16 protein-coding genes are annotated in these 18,590 nt (G+C 42.5%); 13 read left to right on the top strand and 3 right to left on the bottom strand.

Features of this window, described 5'->3' with window-relative positions; translation table 11 throughout:
* Positions 1 to 129 precede the first annotated feature (129 nt).
* A complete protein-coding gene (gene alsS / locus AC4HAN_RS03965) occupies positions 130 to 1,809 on the top strand; it encodes an acetolactate synthase AlsS (protein WP_491091301.1) in 1,680 nt (559 codons plus the stop codon).
* 14 nt (positions 1,810 to 1,823) lie between these two features.
* Complete coding sequence (budA, locus tag AC4HAN_RS03960; protein ID WP_491091300.1) at positions 1,824 to 2,540, top strand: acetolactate decarboxylase; 717 nt, start codon at positions 1,824 to 1,826, stop codon at positions 2,538 to 2,540.
* Between the two features lie 154 nt (positions 2,541 to 2,694).
* On the opposite strand, the gene AC4HAN_RS03955 is transcribed toward budA, so the two are convergent.
* Together AC4HAN_RS03955 and AC4HAN_RS03950 are read right to left on the bottom strand one after the other, a co-directional pair.
* Positions 2,695 to 4,098, bottom strand: a complete 1,404-nt coding sequence (locus AC4HAN_RS03955; RefSeq protein ID WP_491091299.1) for an amino acid permease — start codon at positions 4,096 to 4,098, stop codon at positions 2,695 to 2,697.
* A gap of 151 nt (positions 4,099 to 4,249) precedes the next feature.
* The gene (locus tag AC4HAN_RS03950) at positions 4,250 to 5,899 is read right to left on the bottom strand and encodes an Rqc2 family fibronectin-binding protein (RefSeq protein WP_491091298.1); all 1,650 of its coding nucleotides are present in this window, start codon (positions 5,897 to 5,899) and stop codon (positions 4,250 to 4,252) included.
* A 148-nt stretch (positions 5,900 to 6,047) separates the two neighbouring features.
* Between AC4HAN_RS03950 and trpX the strand changes: the two genes are divergently transcribed.
* The 4 genes from trpX (at position 6,048) to AC4HAN_RS03930 (ending at position 10,794) form a co-directional block, all read left to right on the top strand.
* Positions 6,048 to 7,040: a tryptophan ABC transporter substrate-binding protein gene (gene trpX, locus AC4HAN_RS03945; protein ID WP_491091297.1), complete on the top strand. Its 993-nt coding sequence runs from the start codon at positions 6,048 to 6,050 to the stop codon at positions 7,038 to 7,040.
* Between the two features lie 266 nt (positions 7,041 to 7,306).
* Positions 7,307 to 8,176 (top strand): ABC transporter permease, encoded by an 870-nt coding sequence (locus AC4HAN_RS03940; protein ID WP_491091296.1) that lies wholly within the window; start codon positions 7,307 to 7,309, stop codon positions 8,174 to 8,176.
* Positions 8,173 to 8,934, top strand: coding sequence for an ABC transporter ATP-binding protein (locus tag AC4HAN_RS03935; RefSeq protein ID WP_491091295.1), 762 nt, complete (start codon positions 8,173 to 8,175; stop codon positions 8,932 to 8,934). The genes AC4HAN_RS03940 and AC4HAN_RS03935 overlap by 4 nt, the downstream gene beginning before the upstream one ends.
* A 195-nt stretch (positions 8,935 to 9,129) precedes the next feature.
* Positions 9,130 to 10,794, top strand: coding sequence for a ribonuclease J (locus tag AC4HAN_RS03930; protein ID WP_491091294.1), 1,665 nt, complete (start codon positions 9,130 to 9,132; stop codon positions 10,792 to 10,794).
* A gap of 92 nt (positions 10,795 to 10,886) precedes the next feature.
* On the opposite strand, the gene AC4HAN_RS03925 is transcribed toward AC4HAN_RS03930, so the two are convergent.
* A complete protein-coding gene (locus tag AC4HAN_RS03925) occupies positions 10,887 to 11,219 on the bottom strand; it encodes a CHY zinc finger protein (RefSeq protein WP_491091293.1) in 333 nt (110 codons plus the stop codon).
* Positions 11,220 to 11,303: 84 nt separating this feature from the next.
* On the opposite strand from AC4HAN_RS03925, the gene AC4HAN_RS03920 reads away from it, so the two are divergent.
* From AC4HAN_RS03920 to AC4HAN_RS03890, 7 genes are all read left to right on the top strand, one after another.
* On the top strand, positions 11,304 to 12,098 hold the full coding sequence (locus tag AC4HAN_RS03920) for an alpha/beta hydrolase (protein WP_491091292.1): 795 nt from the start codon (positions 11,304 to 11,306) through the stop codon (positions 12,096 to 12,098).
* Positions 12,099 to 12,190: 92 nt separating this feature from the next.
* On the top strand, positions 12,191 to 12,718 hold the full coding sequence (locus tag AC4HAN_RS03915; RefSeq protein ID WP_491091291.1) for a DUF1307 domain-containing protein: 528 nt from the start codon (positions 12,191 to 12,193) through the stop codon (positions 12,716 to 12,718).
* Between the two features lie 184 nt (positions 12,719 to 12,902).
* The gene (locus AC4HAN_RS03910; protein WP_491091290.1) at positions 12,903 to 13,601 is read left to right on the top strand and encodes a M57 family metalloprotease; all 699 of its coding nucleotides are present in this window, start codon (positions 12,903 to 12,905) and stop codon (positions 13,599 to 13,601) included.
* Positions 13,602 to 13,939: 338 nt separating this feature from the next.
* The gene (wecB, locus tag AC4HAN_RS03905; protein WP_491091289.1) at positions 13,940 to 15,088 is read left to right on the top strand and encodes a non-hydrolyzing UDP-N-acetylglucosamine 2-epimerase; all 1,149 of its coding nucleotides are present in this window, start codon (positions 13,940 to 13,942) and stop codon (positions 15,086 to 15,088) included.
* Positions 15,089 to 15,095: 7 nt separating this feature from the next.
* Entirely contained in the window at positions 15,096 to 15,884 is a 789-nt protein-coding gene (locus tag AC4HAN_RS03900; protein WP_491091288.1) for a hypothetical protein, read from the top strand.
* Between the two features lie 145 nt (positions 15,885 to 16,029).
* Positions 16,030 to 17,340, top strand: coding sequence for a glycosyltransferase family 2 protein (locus AC4HAN_RS03895; RefSeq protein WP_491091582.1), 1,311 nt, complete (start codon positions 16,030 to 16,032; stop codon positions 17,338 to 17,340).
* An 11-nt stretch (positions 17,341 to 17,351) separates the two neighbouring features.
* On the top strand, positions 17,352 to 18,461 hold the full coding sequence (locus tag AC4HAN_RS03890; protein WP_491091287.1) for a family 8 glycosyl hydrolase: 1,110 nt from the start codon (positions 17,352 to 17,354) through the stop codon (positions 18,459 to 18,461).
* Positions 18,462 to 18,590 lie beyond the last annotated feature (129 nt).

Raw genomic sequence — 18,590 nt, 5'->3', positions numbered from 1 at the left:
CAAAAAAGCGAACCTTTGTTTTTGAAAGTGTTTTCATGATTTCGCTCAGAAATTCACAAATAAAAATTCACAAAGTCTTGAAAAATCTGTGGTATAATTGACATGAAACTTGTGAAGAAAGGATCTTAAATGACAGAAAACAATAAGAAAAACCATGGGGCTGACTTGATTGTTGACAGCCTCATTAATCATGATGTCAAGTATGTATTTGGCATTCCCGGCGCTAAGATTGACCGTGTCTTTGATACCTTGGAGGATAAGGGGCCTGAGCTGATTGTGGCCCGTCATGAACAAAATGCTGCCTTTATGGCTCAGGGCATCGGACGTATTACCGGAGAACCCGGTGTCGTTATTGCAACCAGCGGGCCCGGTATCTCGAACCTAGCGACCGGTCTTGTGACAGCGACAGCTGAAGGCGACCCCATTTTGGCGATCGGCGGTCAGGTTAAGCGGGGGGATCTTTTAAAACGTGCCCATCAATCTATGAACAATGTAGCGATGCTGGAGCCGATTACCAAGTATTCGGCTGAGGTCCAGGATCCGCAGACACTTTCTGAAAATATTGCCAATGCCTATCGTCTGGCTAAGGCTGGAAAACCGGGAGCCAGTTTTCTTTCAATCCCTCAGGATGTGACGGACAGTCCTGTTTCTGTTAAAGCCATTAAACCTCTGACAGACCCTAAACTGGGATCTGCATCTGTTGCTGATATCAATTATTTAGCGCAGGCTATTAAAAATGCTGTTCTTCCTGTTTTGCTTCTAGGAAACGGTGCATCAGCAGCACCCGTTACAGCGTCTATCCGCAGGCTGCTGGGCGCTGTCAAACTGCCGGTTGTTGAGACCTTCCAGGGAGCGGGGATTGTTTCACGTGACTTAGAAGATGATACGTTCTTTGGCCGTGTCGGTCTGTTTCGCAATCAGCCGGGAGACATGCTGCTTAAACGCTCTGATCTGGTTATTGCGATTGGCTATGACCCAATCGAATACGAAGCCCGCAACTGGAATGCTGAAATCTCAGCTCGCATTATTGTTATTGATGTAGCTCCTGCTGAGATTGATACCTACTTCCAGCCTGAGCGTGAACTGATTGGCGACATAGCAGAAACACTGGATCTGCTTTTGCCTGCGGTCAACGGCTATGAGCTTCCGGATGGTTCAGTGGAATACCTTAAAGGCCTTCGCAACAATGTGGTAGAAGATGTCAAATTTGATAAGACACCAAGAAAGGGACTTGTCCATCCGCTTGATGTGATTGATGTCCTGCAAAGTCAGACCACCGATGATATGACTGTCACCGTTGATGTGGGCAGCCACTATATTTGGATGGCTCGTTATTTCAAGAGCTATGAAGCCCGCCATCTGCTCTTTTCAAACGGCATGCAAACTCTGGGTGTTGCTTTGCCGTGGGCTATTTCAGCCAGTCTTTTGCGCCCCAATACCAAAGTTATTTCTGTTTCGGGAGACGGGGGCTTTCTTTTTTCCGGGCAGGAGCTGGAGACGGCGGTTCGTCTCAAGCTGCCTATCGTTCATATCATTTGGAATGACGGCAAATACAATATGGTTGAATTTCAAGAGGAGATGAAGTACGGCCGTTCATCGGGCGTTGATTTCGGGTCTGTTGACTTTGTCAAATATGCTGAAAGTTTTGGTGCCAAGGGCTACCGTGCTGACAGCAAGGAGCAGTTTGATGCTGTTCTGAAAACAGCTCTGAAAGAAGCCGAAAACGGTCCGGTACTCATTGATATTCCAATTGATTACAAGGATAATATTAAACTGGGTGAGACGATTTTACCAGATGAGTTTTACTAGAAAGGAGTTTGAAAATGGAAGCCAATAAATTGTTTCAGTACAATACCCTGGGGGCTCTTATGGCTGGTCTTTACGGCGGTTCGCTGACAGTAGGCGAACTGCTGGAGTACGGTGATTTGGGTCTTGGGACACTTGATTCTATTGACGGAGAGCTTATTGTCTTGGACGGCAAAGCCTATCAGGCTAAAGGATCCGGAGATAAGCCTGAGGTTGTTGAAGTACCTGATGATATGAAAGTTCCTTATGCAGCTGTTATTCACCATCAGGCTGAGGTTATCTTTAAACAGCGTTTTGAAATGACCGACAAAGAACTGCAGGCGCGCATAGAATCTTATTATGACGGCGAAAATCTTTTCCGCTCTATTAAAATTCACGGTAATTTTGCCAAAATGCACGTCCGTATGATTCCGCGTTCGACATCAGACAAAAAATTTGCTGAAGTCGCAACCCACCAGCCTGAATACACAGCAGAAAATATTACCGGGACTATTGTCGGTATCTGGACGCCGGAAATCTTTCACGGAGTCAGTGTAGCAGGCTATCACCTTCATTTTATTTCTGATGATCATACCTTTGGCGGGCATGTCATGGATTATGTGATCACAGAAGGTCAGGTTGAAGTAGGGGCAGTTGATCAGCTGGATCAGCGTTTTCCTGTTCAAGACCGCCAGTATCTTTTTGCGAAGTTCAATGCCAAAGAAGTTCGCGGTGATATTGACAAGGCCGAATAACTGGCAAGCCCAACGGCTGATCAAAGTCTGAATAAGAGCTGCCTGTACCGGCAGCCGGAAGGCAGAACTTAAAGCTGATTTTTCAAAAAAAGTGAGATACAGAATTAATTCCTAAGGAATACTGATTCTGTATCTCACTTTTAATTTTACACGTTTATGGCTGGTGTTTAAATTTGAGCTTGCTGTAAAGGCCAAAGCCGATAATCCAAATCGTTGCACCGACAGCACCGATATAGGTTGAATCCTGCAAAAAGAGGGAAATAAAAACAAAGGCAAGAAAGAGTGTGGTGACAGGATTAGAAAGCTTATAAGCCGGCATCAGGTAGCCGTCCGGCATGAAATCTTCAGACTGTCTGTATTTGTAATGGGCAATCATAGTCAGGATATAAATTGCAATATAAACACCTGATGAGGACGCCGTAATCAGGGCAAAAGCATCTGATATTCCCGGCAGCACAGTGATGAAGGCTGAGATAGCAATGACAACTGCTGACATGATAATAGCTCTGCTTGGAACACCTGTCCGTGACAGGCGATTAGCCTTGAAATAACTTAGAACAGGGTTAGGAACTTCGTTGGCCAGTTGGTAAAGATGCCGGCCTGTTGAATAAAGGGTGGAATTGAGTGCCGATGCTGCTGAGGTTAAAACGACAAAATTGATTAAAGCAGCAGCCCACTTGATTCCGGCAAGTTTAAAGACCATGACAAAGGGGGAAGCGTTAACCGGCAGGGCCCGCCATGGAAAGATAGCCATGATGGCAATCAGTGCGCCGATGTAGAAGATGACAATCCGAACCGGAATTTCTTGGATGGCCTTAGGCAGAACCTTTCTGGGGTTTTGCGTTTCCGAGGTTGTAATTCCGACAAATTCGATAGCCTGATAGGCAAAAAAGACCATTTGAAAGGCCATAAAGAACCTCGTCCAGCCCTTAGGGAAAAATTCAAAATTGTTGGTAATATTGCTTAGGCTGGCATGGCCCTGAGACGTTTTAAAATCAGTCAGTACCATGAAAATTCCGGTCGCAATCAAGGCCAAAATGGCAACAATTTTGATCATGGCAAACCAGAATTCTGTTTCTCCGAAAACTCTGACGGCAATCAAGTTGATAGACGACAGCAGTATCAAAAAGACAATCTGGATAATCCAGGCCGGCCAGGTAGGAAACCAATACTGAACATAAGTAGCAACTGCAGTGATTTCTGCCATGCCCAAAAAAATAAGCGACAGCCAGTAGGACCAGCCCGAAAAATGTCCCCAGTCCTTACCGACATACTTGGTAATAAAGTTAATAAAGGTATGCTGGTCGGGGTCGTAATAGAGCATCTCACCGATAGCCCGCATCATCAGGAACATAAAAAAACCTGTAATCAGGTAAACGATGATGATCGACGGGCCGGTCAGGCTGATGGATCTTCCGGCTCCCAGAAAAAGTCCGGTTCCGATGGTTCCGGCGATGGCAATGAGCTGAACGTGGCGGTTCTGCAGACCGCGGACCATACCGTTTTCCAGTTCGTTGGAATCTTGGCTGGTCTGTTTGGTATCTGATTGATCTGACATAATTTCATCCTTTTCCATAATATTTTATTATTATAGTATTATTTTACAAAAAGTACAAATAAAGCTTCAAATGCGCAGGAGCTTAGCAGCAGAAAATAAGAAGGCGGGACCTGTAAACTGGGCTGAAAGCGCAGAGTTTTGTCCCGCGTTTTTAAATTTTCATAGCCTTTATCTTATGTTCATCAGGAGTGACACGCAGGGTTTTTTGCCCTGTATAGGTGACAAAACCTGGTTTGCCCCCGCTTGGCTTGTTGAGTTTTTTGGCTTCAATCATATCAACCTGAACAAGGTTGGAAAGACGGGCTTTAGAAAAATAGGCAGCTAATTCAGCGGCGTCAGTCTTGATCTCATCACTGGGACTGAGATTATCCTTGATGAGGACGTGGCTGCCCGGAATATCCTTGGCGTGAAACCAGAGTTCGCCTTTTTTTGCCATTTTAAAGGTCAGCTCATCATTTTGCAGATTATTTTTACCGACCATAATGATGGTTTTACCGTCAGAAGCCAAGTAGCGTTCAGGTTTTTTGCGCTTTTGAATCTTCTCTCTGTGGCGGCGCTTAACAAAACCTGTTTCCACTAATTCTTCGCGAATCTCGCTGATTTCAGACAGGCTGGCCTGATTGAGAGCCGTATCGACACTTTCTAAGTATTGGATAGTAGCTTTGGTCTCTTCGATCAATCCGCCCAGATGCTTAACAGCTTCTTTTAACTTTTGATACTTTTTAAAATAGCGCTGGGCATTCTGGCTGGGGGTCAAAGCCTTATCAAGTGCAATGGCTACTTTTTCACCTGTATAATAATTATCAAGCACGACACTGTCCTGATTGTTAGAGACCTGATTCAGATAAGTTGTCAGCAGTTCTCCTTTTTGGCGGAAATCTTCTGCCTTATCGGTATCCTGCAGTTCTTTTTCTTGTTTTTTGAGTTTTTTCTTATTTTTTTCCAGTTCATTTTGAATGCGGTGAATCAAATCGCTGGCCTGCTGGGCAATGCGGTCGCGTTCGGCCTTGTCTTGGTAAAAATAATCCAGTAAATCAGAAAGACTGGCAAATGTTTCCTGAGAGTTATTCCAGTTGACCGCAGAAAAGGATTTTTCCGTCAAAACAGGACAGACCGGCAGGCTGAAAAACTGCTTAAATGCTTTCAGTCTGTCGGCAGTTAAACAGCTGCTTAATGCCTCAGCCGTATCGCGCCCCAGTCCTTGAAAAAGTTTTTGCAGGCTGTGGGCTTCAAGATTCTGCGTCTGCAGGATTTCAAAGAGCTTTTCATCAGAGATGGTAAAAGGATTTTGCCCGCTCGTTTTTGGCGGTGCCAGATAGGCAGAGCCTGGCAAAATGGTTCGGTAGCTGTTTTGGGAAAAGCCGATATGTTTAATGGACTCAATGATTTTTCCTTCATTTTTGTCAGTCAAAATAATGTTGCTGTGTTTGCCCATAATCTCAGTAATGAGAGTAACCTTGATTTGATCTCCGATTTCATTTTTATTGGAGACGGTGATTTCGATGATTCGGTCGTTATCAATCTGCTCGATCTGTTCAATCACGGCTCCCTGCAAGTACTTTCGCATAATCATAGTAAAAGTATTGGGATGTTGCGGATTTTGAAAATCCGTTTTCGTTACCTGTATCCGGCCGAAAACAGGGTGGGCCGAGAGCAGCAGCTTGTAATTTTGGCGGTTGTTGCGGACTGATAGAACCAGCTCATGCTCAAAAGGCTGATTAATCTTTTGAATCCGGCCTCCCAGGAGCTGTTCTTTTAATTCCAAGGTTAAATGATGCAAAAAAAAGCCATCAAAGGACATGGTTTTTCCTCTTTTCTCTTAGTCTTTTCTATTATACCACACGAAAGCTTCGATGCGCCCTTAAAGAACAGCGAAAGCGTTTTAAACTGTATTGAAAAAAGCTGAAAATTGCTGTAAAATAAAGGCAGGACTTATTTGAGGAGGAACTATGAAAAATAAACGTCTAATAGCAGTTCTGTTGGTTCTGGCCCTGCTTGTTATCGGCATCCTTGCTTACCAGTCTCTCAGCAGCAAAAATCAAAAGGCCTCTCAGTCAGATACTTTTAAGGTCGGTGTGCTCCAATATGTCAGCCACGATGCTCTGGATGAAATTTACCGGGGGATTAAAGACGGCATGAAAGAAGAAGGCTATTCCGGCAAAAAAATTAAAATTGATTTTATGAATGCTGAAGGAGATCAAAGCAAGGTTCAAACCATGAGCCAAAATCTGGTTAATCATAAAAATGATGTTCTGATCGGGATTGCTACGCCGGCAGCACAGGGCTTAGCCAGCGCTACAAAGGATATCCCGATTGTCATGGGTGCTGTGACGGATCCGGTTGGTGCTAAGCTGGTTAAAAATCTTAAAAAACCAGACGGCAATGTCACGGGCGTGTCTGACAAGACGCCGATCAAAGCTCAGGTTGATTTGGTAAAAAGTCTGACACCAGAAGTCAAAACAATCGGTATTATCTATTCAAGCAGTGAAGATAATTCTAAATCTCAGGTTGCCGAATTCAAGAAAACGGCAGAGAAAAAAGGCTACAAGGTAGTGGAGTATTCTGTTCCTTCAACCAACGAGATTGCTACTACCATGAACGTTATGCTGGAAAAAGCAGACGCTGTCTGGATTCCGCTGGATAATACGATTGCCAGTGCCTTTCCGACTGTCGTATCAGCCGCTAAGGCAGCAAAGAAACCTGTTTATCCAAGCGTAGATACCATGGTTGATGAAGGCGGCCTTGCTTCGGTTGTGGTTGACCAATATGAACTTGGTGTTGCTACTGGCAAGATGGCAGTGAAACTATTTGAAGGAGAAAAAGTTTCTGACCTGCCTGTTGACATCTTTGACAAGGGAAACCCTGTTGTCAATGAAAAAGTGGCTAAAGAACTGGGCGTAACGATTCCTTCTGACGTGCTTAAAAAGGCAAAAAATAAGTAATTCATATCTAAAGAAAACAAATTCAGACTATAAAAAAAGCTTCATTTGCTTATCAAGATAAGCAAATGAAATCCGCAGATTACCGTATAAATTTAACTTTTCACGAGCGGCGAGTTAAAAAGTATCAAAGAAAAGAGACTTTTGCTTCAAGCTGGACAAATTTCCTTTATTCAAGAGGGAGACAGGATCAAACAATCACAAATGATTTTTGTCCCCCTCCTTTTTTTGTGTTAAAATAGAAGATATTTATAAGAGAAGGATAAAAGATGTTACTTTCAACAATTTCACAAGGTTTTCTTTGGTCTATTTTAGGTTTGGGCATTTTTATGACCTTTCGGATTTTAGACTTTCCGGATATGACTACTGAGGGTTCTTTTCCCTTGGGCGGTGCTGTAGCGGTGACGCTAATTACGCAAGGCACCAATGCACTGTTAGCAACTGTCATAGCTGTTTTGGCAGGCTGTCTGGCAGGTTTGGTAACGGGTCTTCTTTATACAAAAGGAAAGATTCCTACTCTTTTGTCAGGAATTTTGGTCATGACCTCCTGCCATTCCATCATGCTGATGATTATGGGACGTGCTAATCTGGGTTTGCTCAATGCCAGAAAATTACAGGATCTGCTGCCGTTTTCCGGCAGTGTCAACTTGCTTGTTCTGGGGCTTATCTTTGTCATTTTGGCAGTCGGCAGTATGATTTTCTTTTTGAATACCCGTCTGGGACAGGCCTATATTGCGACTGGTGACAATCATGACATGGCACAGAGTTTTGGGATCAATACCGATAAGATGGAGCTGATGGGCTTGGTCTTGTCTAACGGTCTGATTGCTCTGGCTGGGGCTCTTATCAGCCAACAGGACGGTTATGCTGATGTTTCCAAAGGCATTGGGGTTATTGTCATCGGCTTAGCCAGTATTATTATCGGAGAGGTGCTCTTTTCAACAAGTCTGACCCTGCTGGAGCGTCTTATAGCGATTGTTATCGGGTCTGTTCTTTACCAATTTTTAATTTTGGCAGTCATTTCTCTGGGCTTTAAAACCAACTACCTCAAACTCTTCAGTGCTGTCGTGCTGGCTGTTTGTCTGATGATTCCGGAATTGAAAAAGAAATTTTTTAAAGGAGTGAAGCTATCCCGATGACTAAAAAAGTTGTTGAATTAAAAAATGCCACGGTTAAAGTAAATAATGGTTTTGATGACTATAAAACAATTCTTGATGATGTCAGCCTTGATATTTATGAGCATGACTTTTTGACCATTCTTGGGGGTAACGGAGCTGGTAAATCCACGCTCTTTAATGTTCTGGCTGGGACGCTCAGCCTGACCAGCGGCAGCATTTCTATCATGGGAGAGGATATGACCGCCTATCCGGCTCAAAAACGTGCCAAATACCTATCGAGGGTCTTTCAAGACCCTAAAATGGGAACAGCGCCGAGGATGACTGTCGCTGAAAATCTTTTAATTGCTAAGTACCGAGGAGAGCGGCGCAGCCTTGTTTCGCGAAATATCCATGCTCATAAAAAGGAATTTCAAGCAGTTATTGATAAAATCGGCAACGGTCTGGAAAAGCATTTGGAAACACCGGCAGGCCTCCTTTCAGGGGGACAAAGGCAGGCTCTGAGCCTGCTGATGGCGACAATTAAGCGGCCTGAATTGCTGCTGCTTGATGAACATACGGCTGCTCTTGATCCCAAAACCAGCGTGGCTCTGATGGAGCTGACCGAAGAATTTGTCAGCCGTGACCATCTGACCGCCCTCATGATTACCCACCGTATGGAAGATGCCCTCAAATACGGCAACCGGCTGCTGGTCATGAAAGAAGGACGCATTATTCAGGATCTGTCAGCTGAAGAAAAGGCTGAAATGGATATTTCCGACTACTATGGCCTGTTTGAATAAATTGAAAAATAAGCTGAAAAGTTGTATACTACTCATGTATGCAATTTTTTATTGCCCGCAGTAATTCGACTTGTCAGTCTGTGCATGAACGCAGGCGGCGAGGACCGTTTGTATGAAAATAAAAATAGTAAAAAATGGCAGAAAGTCATCCGACTTATGCTGTCTGAAAACACTATGAAAACATAAGGAGAACTAATGACTGACATTAAAATTATGGCCCTGGGAGGAGTTCGGGAGAACGGAAAGAACTTCTATCTGGCAGAGGTCAACGATTCTATTTTTGTTCTGGATGCTGGATTGAAATATCCAGAAAATGAACAGCTGGGTGTCGATGTGGTGATACCCAATTTGGATTATCTGATTGAAAATAAAAAACGAGTTCAGGGAATCTTTCTGACACACGGGCATGCTGATGCCATCGGTGCCCTGCCTTATCTCTTAACCAATGTCAAAGCACCGGTTTTTGGCTCAGAGCTGACTATTGAGCTGGCTAAACTGGTTGTGAAAAATAATGATGCGACAAAGAAATTTCATAATTTTCATGTAGTTGATGCTGAGACTGAAATTGAATTTAGCGATGCTTTAATTTCTTTCTTTAAAACGACGCACTCAATCCCCGAAAGCTTGGGAATTGTTGTCGGTACAAAGGAAGGCAGTATTGTCTATACCGGCGATTTTAAATTTGATCAGGCCGCAAGCAAGCTCTATCAAACAGATTTAGCCCGCATTGCTGAAATCGGACGTAACGGTGTTCTGGCTCTCCTGTCAGATTCGGCCAATGCTGACAGCAATGTCCAAATTGCCAGTGAAGCAGAAGTAGGCGTGGAAATGGAGCAGGTTATCTCCAACTGGGAAGGACGCATTATTGTTGCAGCAGTGGCCTCTAACCTTGTGCGTATCCAGCAGGTTTTTGATTCTGCTGCTAATAATGGCCGCCGTGTCGTTCTGACCGGTTTTGATGTGGAAAATATCGTCCGTACGGCTATCCGCCTTAAAAAGCTCTCAGTTGTAGATGAAAAGCTCATTGTCAAACCCAAAGACATGCATAAGTTTGAAGATCATGAGCTGATTATTTTAGAGACAGGCCGGATGAGCGAGCCTTTGAACGGCCTTAGAAAAATGGCTATCGGCCGCCACCGCTATGTTGAAATTAAAGACGGAGATCTGGTGTACATTGTGACAACACCGACGGTTTCTAAAGAAGCTGTTGTAGCACAGGTTGAAAATCTGATTTATAAGGCGGGCGGCAATGTCAGACTGATTACACAGGATCTTCGAGTATCAGGGCATGCCAATGGTCGCGACCTTCAGCTGATGATCAACCTCCTTAAACCCAAGTACCTTTTCCCAGTTCAGGGAGAATACAGAGAACTGGCTGCTCATGCTGATTTGGCACTTGAAATCGGTATGTTTCCGGAAAATATTTACATCATGAAGCACGGGGACATCATGGTTTACGGCAAGGATGGCTTTGTCCATGAGGGATCTGTGCCTGCAGGGGATGTTATGATTGACGGTAATGCGATTGGTGATGTGGGCAATATTGTCCTGCGTGACCGTAAGGTTCTGTCAGAAGACGGTATTTTTATTGTCGCTTTGACGGTCAATAAGAAAGAAAAGAAGATTATTTCCAAGGCAAGAATCAATACCCGCGGTTTTGTCTATGTGAAAAAAAGCCGGGATATTCTGCGTGAAAGCGCTGATATTGTTAATAATGCGGTTGAAAATTATCTGGCTCAGGACAATTTTGACTGGAGTGAATTGAAGTCTCTTGTCCGCGATGAAGTCGGTAAATTCCTGTTCGATCAGACCAAGCGCCGTCCGGCGATTTTACCGGTTGTTATGGAAGTCAGAGGATAAAGAATATCAAAATAAGGAAGAGCAATAAAATCATCACTTAAAAGCGAGTGATTTTGGCTCTTCCTTTTTTATTGCTATGCAGAGGTCTCTTTTTAGCTGTTTGTGAAGGGGTTATCGGTAAAATAACGGTCATAATGGCGGCTGCAGCCGGGATTAAAGGGATGGCCGCAGTTAGGACAGGCTGATTTTCCTTTATAGTCTTCAATGGTCAGCTCCTTTTGACAGGCTCCGCAAAAAACGACCCGGTCTTCTTTCAGATGCTGCGGATAAGGTTCAAAAGGATGGTTTTCATGTCGGTTGTGGCATTTAAAACAAGGGTAGTATTTCTGACAGGCAAAGCATTTCAAAGCGACAATATCTGTCGGACCGTGGTAGTCTGTGCATCTTGTTTCTTTGTCAGTCAAATCGCCGTAAATTGTAAGCATTTTTCTTTCCTGCCTTTCTTTTTAAGTTTATCAAAAGAAAATAAATTATGCTATAATGAAGGCAAAAATAAAGAGGAGAAAACGATGGCTTTTTTTCAAATAGAATATCAATCACAAAGCTTAGATATGGTACGCCATGTCAATGTCATTTATCCGGATGCTGCAGAAATTAAAGAAGAATCTGTTAATGACACTGATATTCCGGTACTTTATCTCTTGCACGGCATGGGCGGCAATGAGAATTCCTGGCAGAAACGCACAGCGATTGAGCGCCTGCTGCGCCGCACCAACTTAATAGTGGTTATGCCTTCGACGGATTTAGCCTGGTATACCAATACCGCTTACGGCCTTAATTATTATGACATGATTGCCAAGGAACTGCCGGAAGTGATGCAGCGCTTTTTTCCCAATATGACAAAAAAACGCGAAAAAACCTTTATTGCAGGTCTTTCTATGGGCGGTTACGGAGCTTACAAAATTGCTCTTTCCACTGATAATTTTTCGCATGCTGCTTCATTTTCAGGTGCTCTTGGCATCGGTATTGACGGAAAAAATTTAACTGAAGCTACAGAAGGTTCGCCAAGTTATTGGCAGGGCGTTTTTGGTGATTTACAGAAAGAAGAAGAGCTGGAGAAACATTTTTTAACGACACTGGCAAAAAAATCGGATAAGCAGACAAAATTCTATGCTTGGTGCGGCTATGAAGATTTTCTCTACCCGGCTAATGAGATTGCTGTTCAAAAGTTAAAAGAGCTGGGACTCGATATTGACTATCGTACGGATCATGGCAGGCACGAGTGGTATTATTGGGAAAAACAGCTTGATTTTCTTTTAGAATGGCTTCCCATTGACTACCAAAAAGAAGAGCGGCTGTCTTAGTTGTATGCCAAGGCTTCATTTTTGAAGAGCTTGACAGGTTATTTGTAAGAGGTTACAATGAGGAGTATAAATGGAAAGTGAGGAATTTATTTATGAAAAAGAAACTTATCTTTGTTTTGGGAGCATTTGCTGCAGTTTTACTCACAGCTCTGCTGGTTCAAAACACAGCCAGCGCAAAGTCTTCCAATACAAGGGCTGTCTATTATCAAATGTTTAAAGAAGATACAGCAGATGTCCGGCTGACTTACTACCATAAAAAAGGGAGCGATCGCGTCACTAAACAGGTAACACAAAATACGATAACCTATGCAGCACTTAAGGTAGATGATGCAGAAGCAGCTAAGGAAAAGCTTTCTGACGAAGCAGGAAAATACCAAGGTATTACAGGTGTCAAAGAAAGCATTGACTATAAAGATACCTATTTGGTAGAAAAACTCAGTGTTGACTATAACAAAGCTGATCTTGATGAGTTGGCAGAAAAACTGCCGGAAATAGATCTTGATACACCTTCAGGTAAAAAGGCAGCTTATATTAGTTTAAAGAAAAGTGAAAAATTGCTTAAGAAACAAGGATATACCAAGGTTAAAAAAGGACAGTTTAAAGAGCTGAACCTTAAATAAAAGAGCAGCTATAAGCGAAACAGCAAAGCTGAGGCTAAGGCCGGCTGCCTGCTGTCTCGCTTTTTAGTTTTAAAAATCTGTGACGGCACAAAAAATTCTTGCTTTTTATTTTAATGCCTGCTATACTTAAACGTAATTTGAAAGTTTTGGGTCTTTTCTAACAAAAACGAAAGGACATCTCCTTATGAAAAGAATAATTAGAATTTTATTTTTTGTTCCCAGGTTAATTTTCAGTCTGATTTGGAGTCTTTTGCGAACGGCCATTATTCTGGCAGTTATTGCAATAGCTTTTTTCTATTTTACCAGCAGCAATAAAGCTGATTTTGGGGCTGCTGTTTCTAATCAGCTCAATAGAATTTCCACTTTTTTCAGCAGTGATTTCAACCTTCAAGATACCATGTCCAAATTGTCTACCGATAATTATGAGCATGAAGGCGGCAGCCGCTGGGCTGAGAACAAAGCTGCAGTTTATATAGCTTCAACTGATGAGACTTTTATTAAAGCTTATCAGACAGCCCTTGCTAATTGGAATGCGACAGGCAGTTTCACTTTTAATCTTGTTTCTAATAAAGAATCAGCTGATATTATAGCTACTGATTATACAGATGCTGCCTCCCAGGCTGCCGGTCTGGCTGAATCTGAAACCAATGCTGTTACCAACCGTATCAGTCATGTTGATGTTAAGCTCAATCGTTACTATCTTTTGAACAAGGACTACGGCTATAGTTTTGAGAGAATCGTTCATACCGCAGAGCATGAGTTGGGTCATGCTATCGGGCTTAGTCACGATGATAATGAGGCCTCTGTCATGGCGTCATCAGGTTCTTATCACGGTATCCAAGATGTTGATGTTGCTGCTGTCAAGAAGCTCTATGCTTCTTAAATGTGAAACAATTTGAGCAGTATAATATAGATATCATATTTATTTAATTTTATTGTTATCTATGAAATAGTTGAACATGGATTTTGTTAATTTTATTTTTCTATTAGAAAAATATGCTGTTCTGTTTGAACTCAGCTGAAGGTTAATAAAACAAGGATTTTGAATAATTGAACGCTCTTATTTAATAAGGGCGTTTTTTAATATAATCATAAAATAAGGGAAAAGTTTTTTAAAGAATTCAAAGCTTTTTGTCTTGAAAATGTAATAAAATAGTGATATTATGACAAAGATGTATCATTTTAGTATACATTAATTTAAAATTATCATAAAGAGGAAACATGAAAAAAATTAAAGTTATGCTTGTTTTCGGTACGAGACCGGAGGCCATTAAAATGGCTCCGTTGATCAGGTCTTTGAAAGAGCAGGCTGACCGTTTTGATGCAGTGACAGTTGTGACTGCTCAGCATCGGCAAATGCTTGATCAAGTACTGGAAACATTTCACATTGACCCTGATTATGATTTGAATATTATGAGCAAGGAACAGACACTGTCAACGATTACGACCAATGTAATCAGCAAGCTTGACGAAGTTCTCAAGACTGAAAAGCCTGATGTCATCTTAGTGCATGGAGATACAACGACGACTCTGGCAGCCAGTATCTCTGCTTTTTACAATCAAATCAAAATCGGTCATGTTGAAGCAGGTCTCAGGACGTGGAATAAATATTCGCCATTTCCTGAAGAAGTCAACCGTCAGGTAACTGATGTTGTAACAGACCTTTACTTTGCACCGACCAACCAAAGCCGGGATAACCTGTTAAAAGAAAATCATCCTGCTGAGCAGGTATTTGTCACTGGAAATACGGCTATTGATGCCCTTGAACTGACAGTGAAAGAGGACTACCATCACAAGGTGCTTGATGCTATTAATCCGGATAATCGGATTGTTTTAGTCACTATGCACCGCCGTGAAAATCAAGGTGAGCCCATGCGCAGAGTCTTTAGAACGATAAAATCAGTTTTGGACGACTACCCCGATGTTGAAATTGTTTATCCGGTTCACCTCAGCCCTTCTGTCCAGGAAGCAGCCAAGGAAATCTTAGCTGATGTGAAACGGGTGCACCTGATTGAACCGCTCGATGTTATGGATTTTCATAATCTGGCGAATAAGAGCTATTTCATCATGTCTGATTCCGGCGGTGTTCAGGAAGAAGCTCCTTCATTAGGTAAGCCTGTCTTAGTATTGCGGGACACGACAGAACGTCCGGAAGGTGTAGTTGCCGGAACTTTGAAACTGGTAGGAACCAAGGAAGCTGATGTAAGAAGTGCGATGACAGACTTGCTGGACAATAAAGCAGCCTATGATAAAATGGCGCAGACGAAGAATCCTTACGGAGACGGTCAAGCTTCTGAACGCATTTTAGATGCTATTTCTTATTACTTCAACGGCGGTAAGCGCCCGGAAGAGTTTGGAATGGGGGAATGAGTTCAGAATGAGACGATTACTAAACCTTTCCGGCATGCTTTTGCTCTTGCTGTTAGCTGCCGGTTCAAGCCTCTATATTTCTTTTCAGTACGGAACGATGATTGCGGGCATTTACGGCTTTCTTATTTTTATGGCTGTGCTGACGCCTTGGTTTCTGACTGATTTGCTGGTAACCTGGACAGAGCTCTTTACGCTTATTATCAGTGCCTTTATTCTTGTGATCGGTATTTCTTATATTTCCTTGAGAGACCGTTTAGTTTTGATTTTTGCTCTGCCTATTATTTTAATGATTGCCAATCAGCTGGAAGCTCTGATTTTAGAGAAAAAAAGTGCAATTGCCGTTCAGACTTCTAAGGCTAAGAGCTACTATGAGTATTATGCCCGTAAGGCTCAGCATGATGATGGCATTACCATTCAGACCATGCTGGTCAGCTGGGCACATGCTGAACAGTTTAAGCAAACGCAGCCCAAAGAATACTATGCCAGTATTAAGCGGATTAACCGTGCTATCTTTAAGTCCAAAGAAGACAGCGACAGAGTTTTCTACTTAAGAAATGGTTTATTTCTCATTATTCAAACCAGTTCGGATCCTAATTGGCGCAGAGGACTGGAAGAAGAAATCAGTATTAACCTGAGCAAGATACGCTTCAATAACGAAAACAGTATTCATGAAATCCAATTCCAGTATGGCTATCAACTGGTTGATCATGAAAATTGGCAGCGTTATGCTTATTATGAGGATATTATCAAGAGGCTGGAACGTCTGTTGGAAACTCATATCATTGTAGAATATTAGGTGAGTGGAGTTATGAATTTAACAAATGTATTTTTTAATATCGGGCTTGGCATAAGTCTCTTTTTTGCGGCCTGTTTTGTCATCTTATTCATTAGCTATTTAGTTATTCTCGAAAGAGTCAATAAAAACTTTAAGGCGGTGGATGATGATTAGTCAGATTTTAATGATTATTAGTTTAATCTCAATTTGGTCTTCCTTGGCGATGGCCTTGATTATCCTTATGTCGGCCGTTCATTTTTGGTTTAAACACAGTGACTTTGATGTTGATACCAGCCCGTTGCCGGAATACCCGGTGATAACGGTAGTTGTTCCGGCCCATAATGAAGATGTAGTTATTGCACAGACAGCTAAGGCTATTTTAGACATGAATTACCCGCATGACAAGCTGGAAGTTATTCTTTTTGCAGATAACTGCGAAGATAATACTTATCAGGAAATGCAAAAGGTAAAGGCCCTGCCGCAATATGCCGACCGTGATTTAACCTTGATTGACCGTACCGGTACAGGCGGAAAAGCAGGCGTTTTAAATGATGCCCTGAAAATGGCTAAAGGAGATTACATCTGTGTTTATGATGCCGATGCCATGCCTGAAAGAAATGCTCTGTACTTTCTTGTGCAAAAAGTCATGGAAGATCCTGAACGTCATGTTGCAGCCTTTGGACGCAATAAGACGCGCAATGCCAACCAAAATTTCCTAACCCGCTGTATCAATCAGGAAATCGTTGTAACACAGCGGATTCAGCACGTTGGTATGTGGCACTTAGGTAAAATCGGCCGGATTCCCGGAACGAACTTTATTATCAATACCGAGTTTGTTAAGAGTATCGGCGGCTGGCGCAACGGTGCGCTGACAGAAGATACGGACATTTCCTTTAAGATTATGCAGAGCGGCAAACTGATCGCTCTGGCCCACAACTCTGAGGCCTTCCAGCAGGAGCCGGAAACGCTGAAATCTTACTATTTACAGCGAAAACGCTGGGCTAAGGGAAATTATGAAGTTGTTATTGCCAATTTCAAGCACCTTTTCGGCCGCGGCAACTGGCGTGTAAAATGGGAAGTTTTCTATTATACCTGTACTTTCTTTTGGTTTAATGCGGCTATTGTTTTGTCAGATATTCTTTTCTTCTCTAATCTGATCGCTTTGTTTATCGGCTTATTTAAACCGGGAGTGCAAATTCCTTTTGCCTTTGATACCAATAATGTGTATATGGCTCAGCTGCTGCTGTTCAACTGGTTCTTGATGATTCTGCTCTATCTGCTGCAGATTTCAATTTCACAGGCCACTCAGTACGGTCAGGCAACGGTTAGACAGATTTGGATTGCCTTATTGTCTTACTTTACTTATACGCAGCTCTTTATCATAGTATCTATCTCATCTATCAGTTCTGTTATCATGGACAAAATCTTACGCCGTGACGGAACGAAATGGGTTAAGACAAAACGATTTGCAGGCTAAAGGAGAAAGAAGTGAAAAAGAAGAAATTAAAATATATTTGGTTTATCCTCTTTCTTGCCATACTGACTGCAGGGTTTTACCTTATCCGCATTAAGAGCACTGATGATATGCAGCAAAATGTTTATGACGAATGGTCAAAATACTACGTGGTAACCCACGGTAAAAGTGCCTATGTTAAGACGGCAGCAAACGAAGATGAAACAACCGCTCTTTCTGAAGGACAGGGCTACGGGATGTATATTGCTGTTGAGGCGGCTCAAAAAGGTGTCAACAGCAAGTCCGAATTCAGCAAACTCTATCGCTATTACATGGATCACCGCACTGCAGGTACGCAGCTGATGTCTTGGAAACAAAACATCAAAGCAGACGGATCGATTGAAGATCTGTCTAACAGCGCTACAGACGGGGATCTCTATATTGCGTACTCGCTGATCAAGGCTGCTGAACTCTGGTCAGATAAAGCGGACACCTATAAGAAGCAGGCTAAGCTCCTTTTAAATGATATTTTAGCCTACAATTACAATTCGGAAACGAAATCTTTGACTGTCGGAAATTGGGCTGTCAAGGGAAGTGATTATTATGATCTGGTCAGAACGTCGGATGTTCTGCCGGAACAGTTTGATGTTTTCTACAATTTCAGTAAAAATGACACTTGGAAGACGATTAAAGCTTCAATGCTTGATAGCTTGGAAAAAATGAGCGACCAGCACAAGTCAGGCCTTTTCCCAGACTTTATGTGGGTTCGTAAGTCCGGTGAGGTCAAGGCGGCCAAAGCGAATTTGGTTGCCAGCAAGTATGACGGCGACTATTATTACAATGCCTGCCGTATGCCTTATAACTTAGCCAGAAGCAAGGACAAGCAAAGTCAAAAAATGCTCAAAAAGATGATGAATTTCTTTATGAAACAAAAAAACATCTATGCAGGCTATAAACTAAACGGCAAACGCTTGGACGGCCATCAGTCTGCCAGCTTTGACGCACCTGTCTTTTATGCAGCTAAGAAGCTGGAGCATAAATATGAACGCCTGCATCAGCAGGAAAAGAAAGTCTTTATCGATGGTCTGTCGTCAACCAACTATTACGACTCAGCCTTGACAACTATGGCTGTTTTGGGAGACTGATTTTTTCTTGAGAAGCAGCAAAGAATAACCAATAATAAAAAGCGGTTTGACTTAAACTCCGGCAGCTGTGCCTGGAGCTGAGCAGCCGCTTTTTTTGGTATTGCTGCTGGCTTAGTTGACAGAGATTTG

The organism is Streptococcus sp. ELY_86, from assembly GCF_058314495.1.
Note: the sequence above shows the minus strand (reverse complement) of the source record. Positions and strands in the feature narration are given on the sequence as shown.

Coding starts and splice junctions, on each gene's coding strand:
- alsS (WP_491091301.1), top strand. CDS start 130: ATGACAGAAAACAATAAGAAAAACCATGGGGCTGACTTGATTGTTGAC.
- budA (WP_491091300.1), top strand. CDS start 1,824: ATGGAAGCCAATAAATTGTTTCAGTACAATACCCTGGGGGCTCTTATG.
- AC4HAN_RS03955 (WP_491091299.1), bottom strand. CDS start 4,098: ATGTCAGATCAATCAGATACCAAACAGACCAGCCAAGATTCCAACGAA.
- AC4HAN_RS03950 (WP_491091298.1), bottom strand. CDS start 5,899: ATGTCCTTTGATGGCTTTTTTTTGCATCATTTAACCTTGGAATTAAAA.
- trpX (WP_491091297.1), top strand. CDS start 6,048: ATGAAAAATAAACGTCTAATAGCAGTTCTGTTGGTTCTGGCCCTGCTT.
- AC4HAN_RS03940 (WP_491091296.1), top strand. CDS start 7,307: ATGTTACTTTCAACAATTTCACAAGGTTTTCTTTGGTCTATTTTAGGT.
- AC4HAN_RS03935 (WP_491091295.1), top strand. CDS start 8,173: ATGACTAAAAAAGTTGTTGAATTAAAAAATGCCACGGTTAAAGTAAAT.
- AC4HAN_RS03930 (WP_491091294.1), top strand. CDS start 9,130: ATGACTGACATTAAAATTATGGCCCTGGGAGGAGTTCGGGAGAACGGA.
- AC4HAN_RS03925 (WP_491091293.1), bottom strand. CDS start 11,219: ATGCTTACAATTTACGGCGATTTGACTGACAAAGAAACAAGATGCACA.
- AC4HAN_RS03920 (WP_491091292.1), top strand. CDS start 11,304: ATGGCTTTTTTTCAAATAGAATATCAATCACAAAGCTTAGATATGGTA.
- AC4HAN_RS03915 (WP_491091291.1), top strand. CDS start 12,191: ATGAAAAAGAAACTTATCTTTGTTTTGGGAGCATTTGCTGCAGTTTTA.
- AC4HAN_RS03910 (WP_491091290.1), top strand. CDS start 12,903: ATGAAAAGAATAATTAGAATTTTATTTTTTGTTCCCAGGTTAATTTTC.
- wecB (WP_491091289.1), top strand. CDS start 13,940: ATGAAAAAAATTAAAGTTATGCTTGTTTTCGGTACGAGACCGGAGGCC.
- AC4HAN_RS03900 (WP_491091288.1), top strand. CDS start 15,096: ATGAGACGATTACTAAACCTTTCCGGCATGCTTTTGCTCTTGCTGTTA.
- AC4HAN_RS03895 (WP_491091582.1), top strand. CDS start 16,030: ATGATTAGTCAGATTTTAATGATTATTAGTTTAATCTCAATTTGGTCT.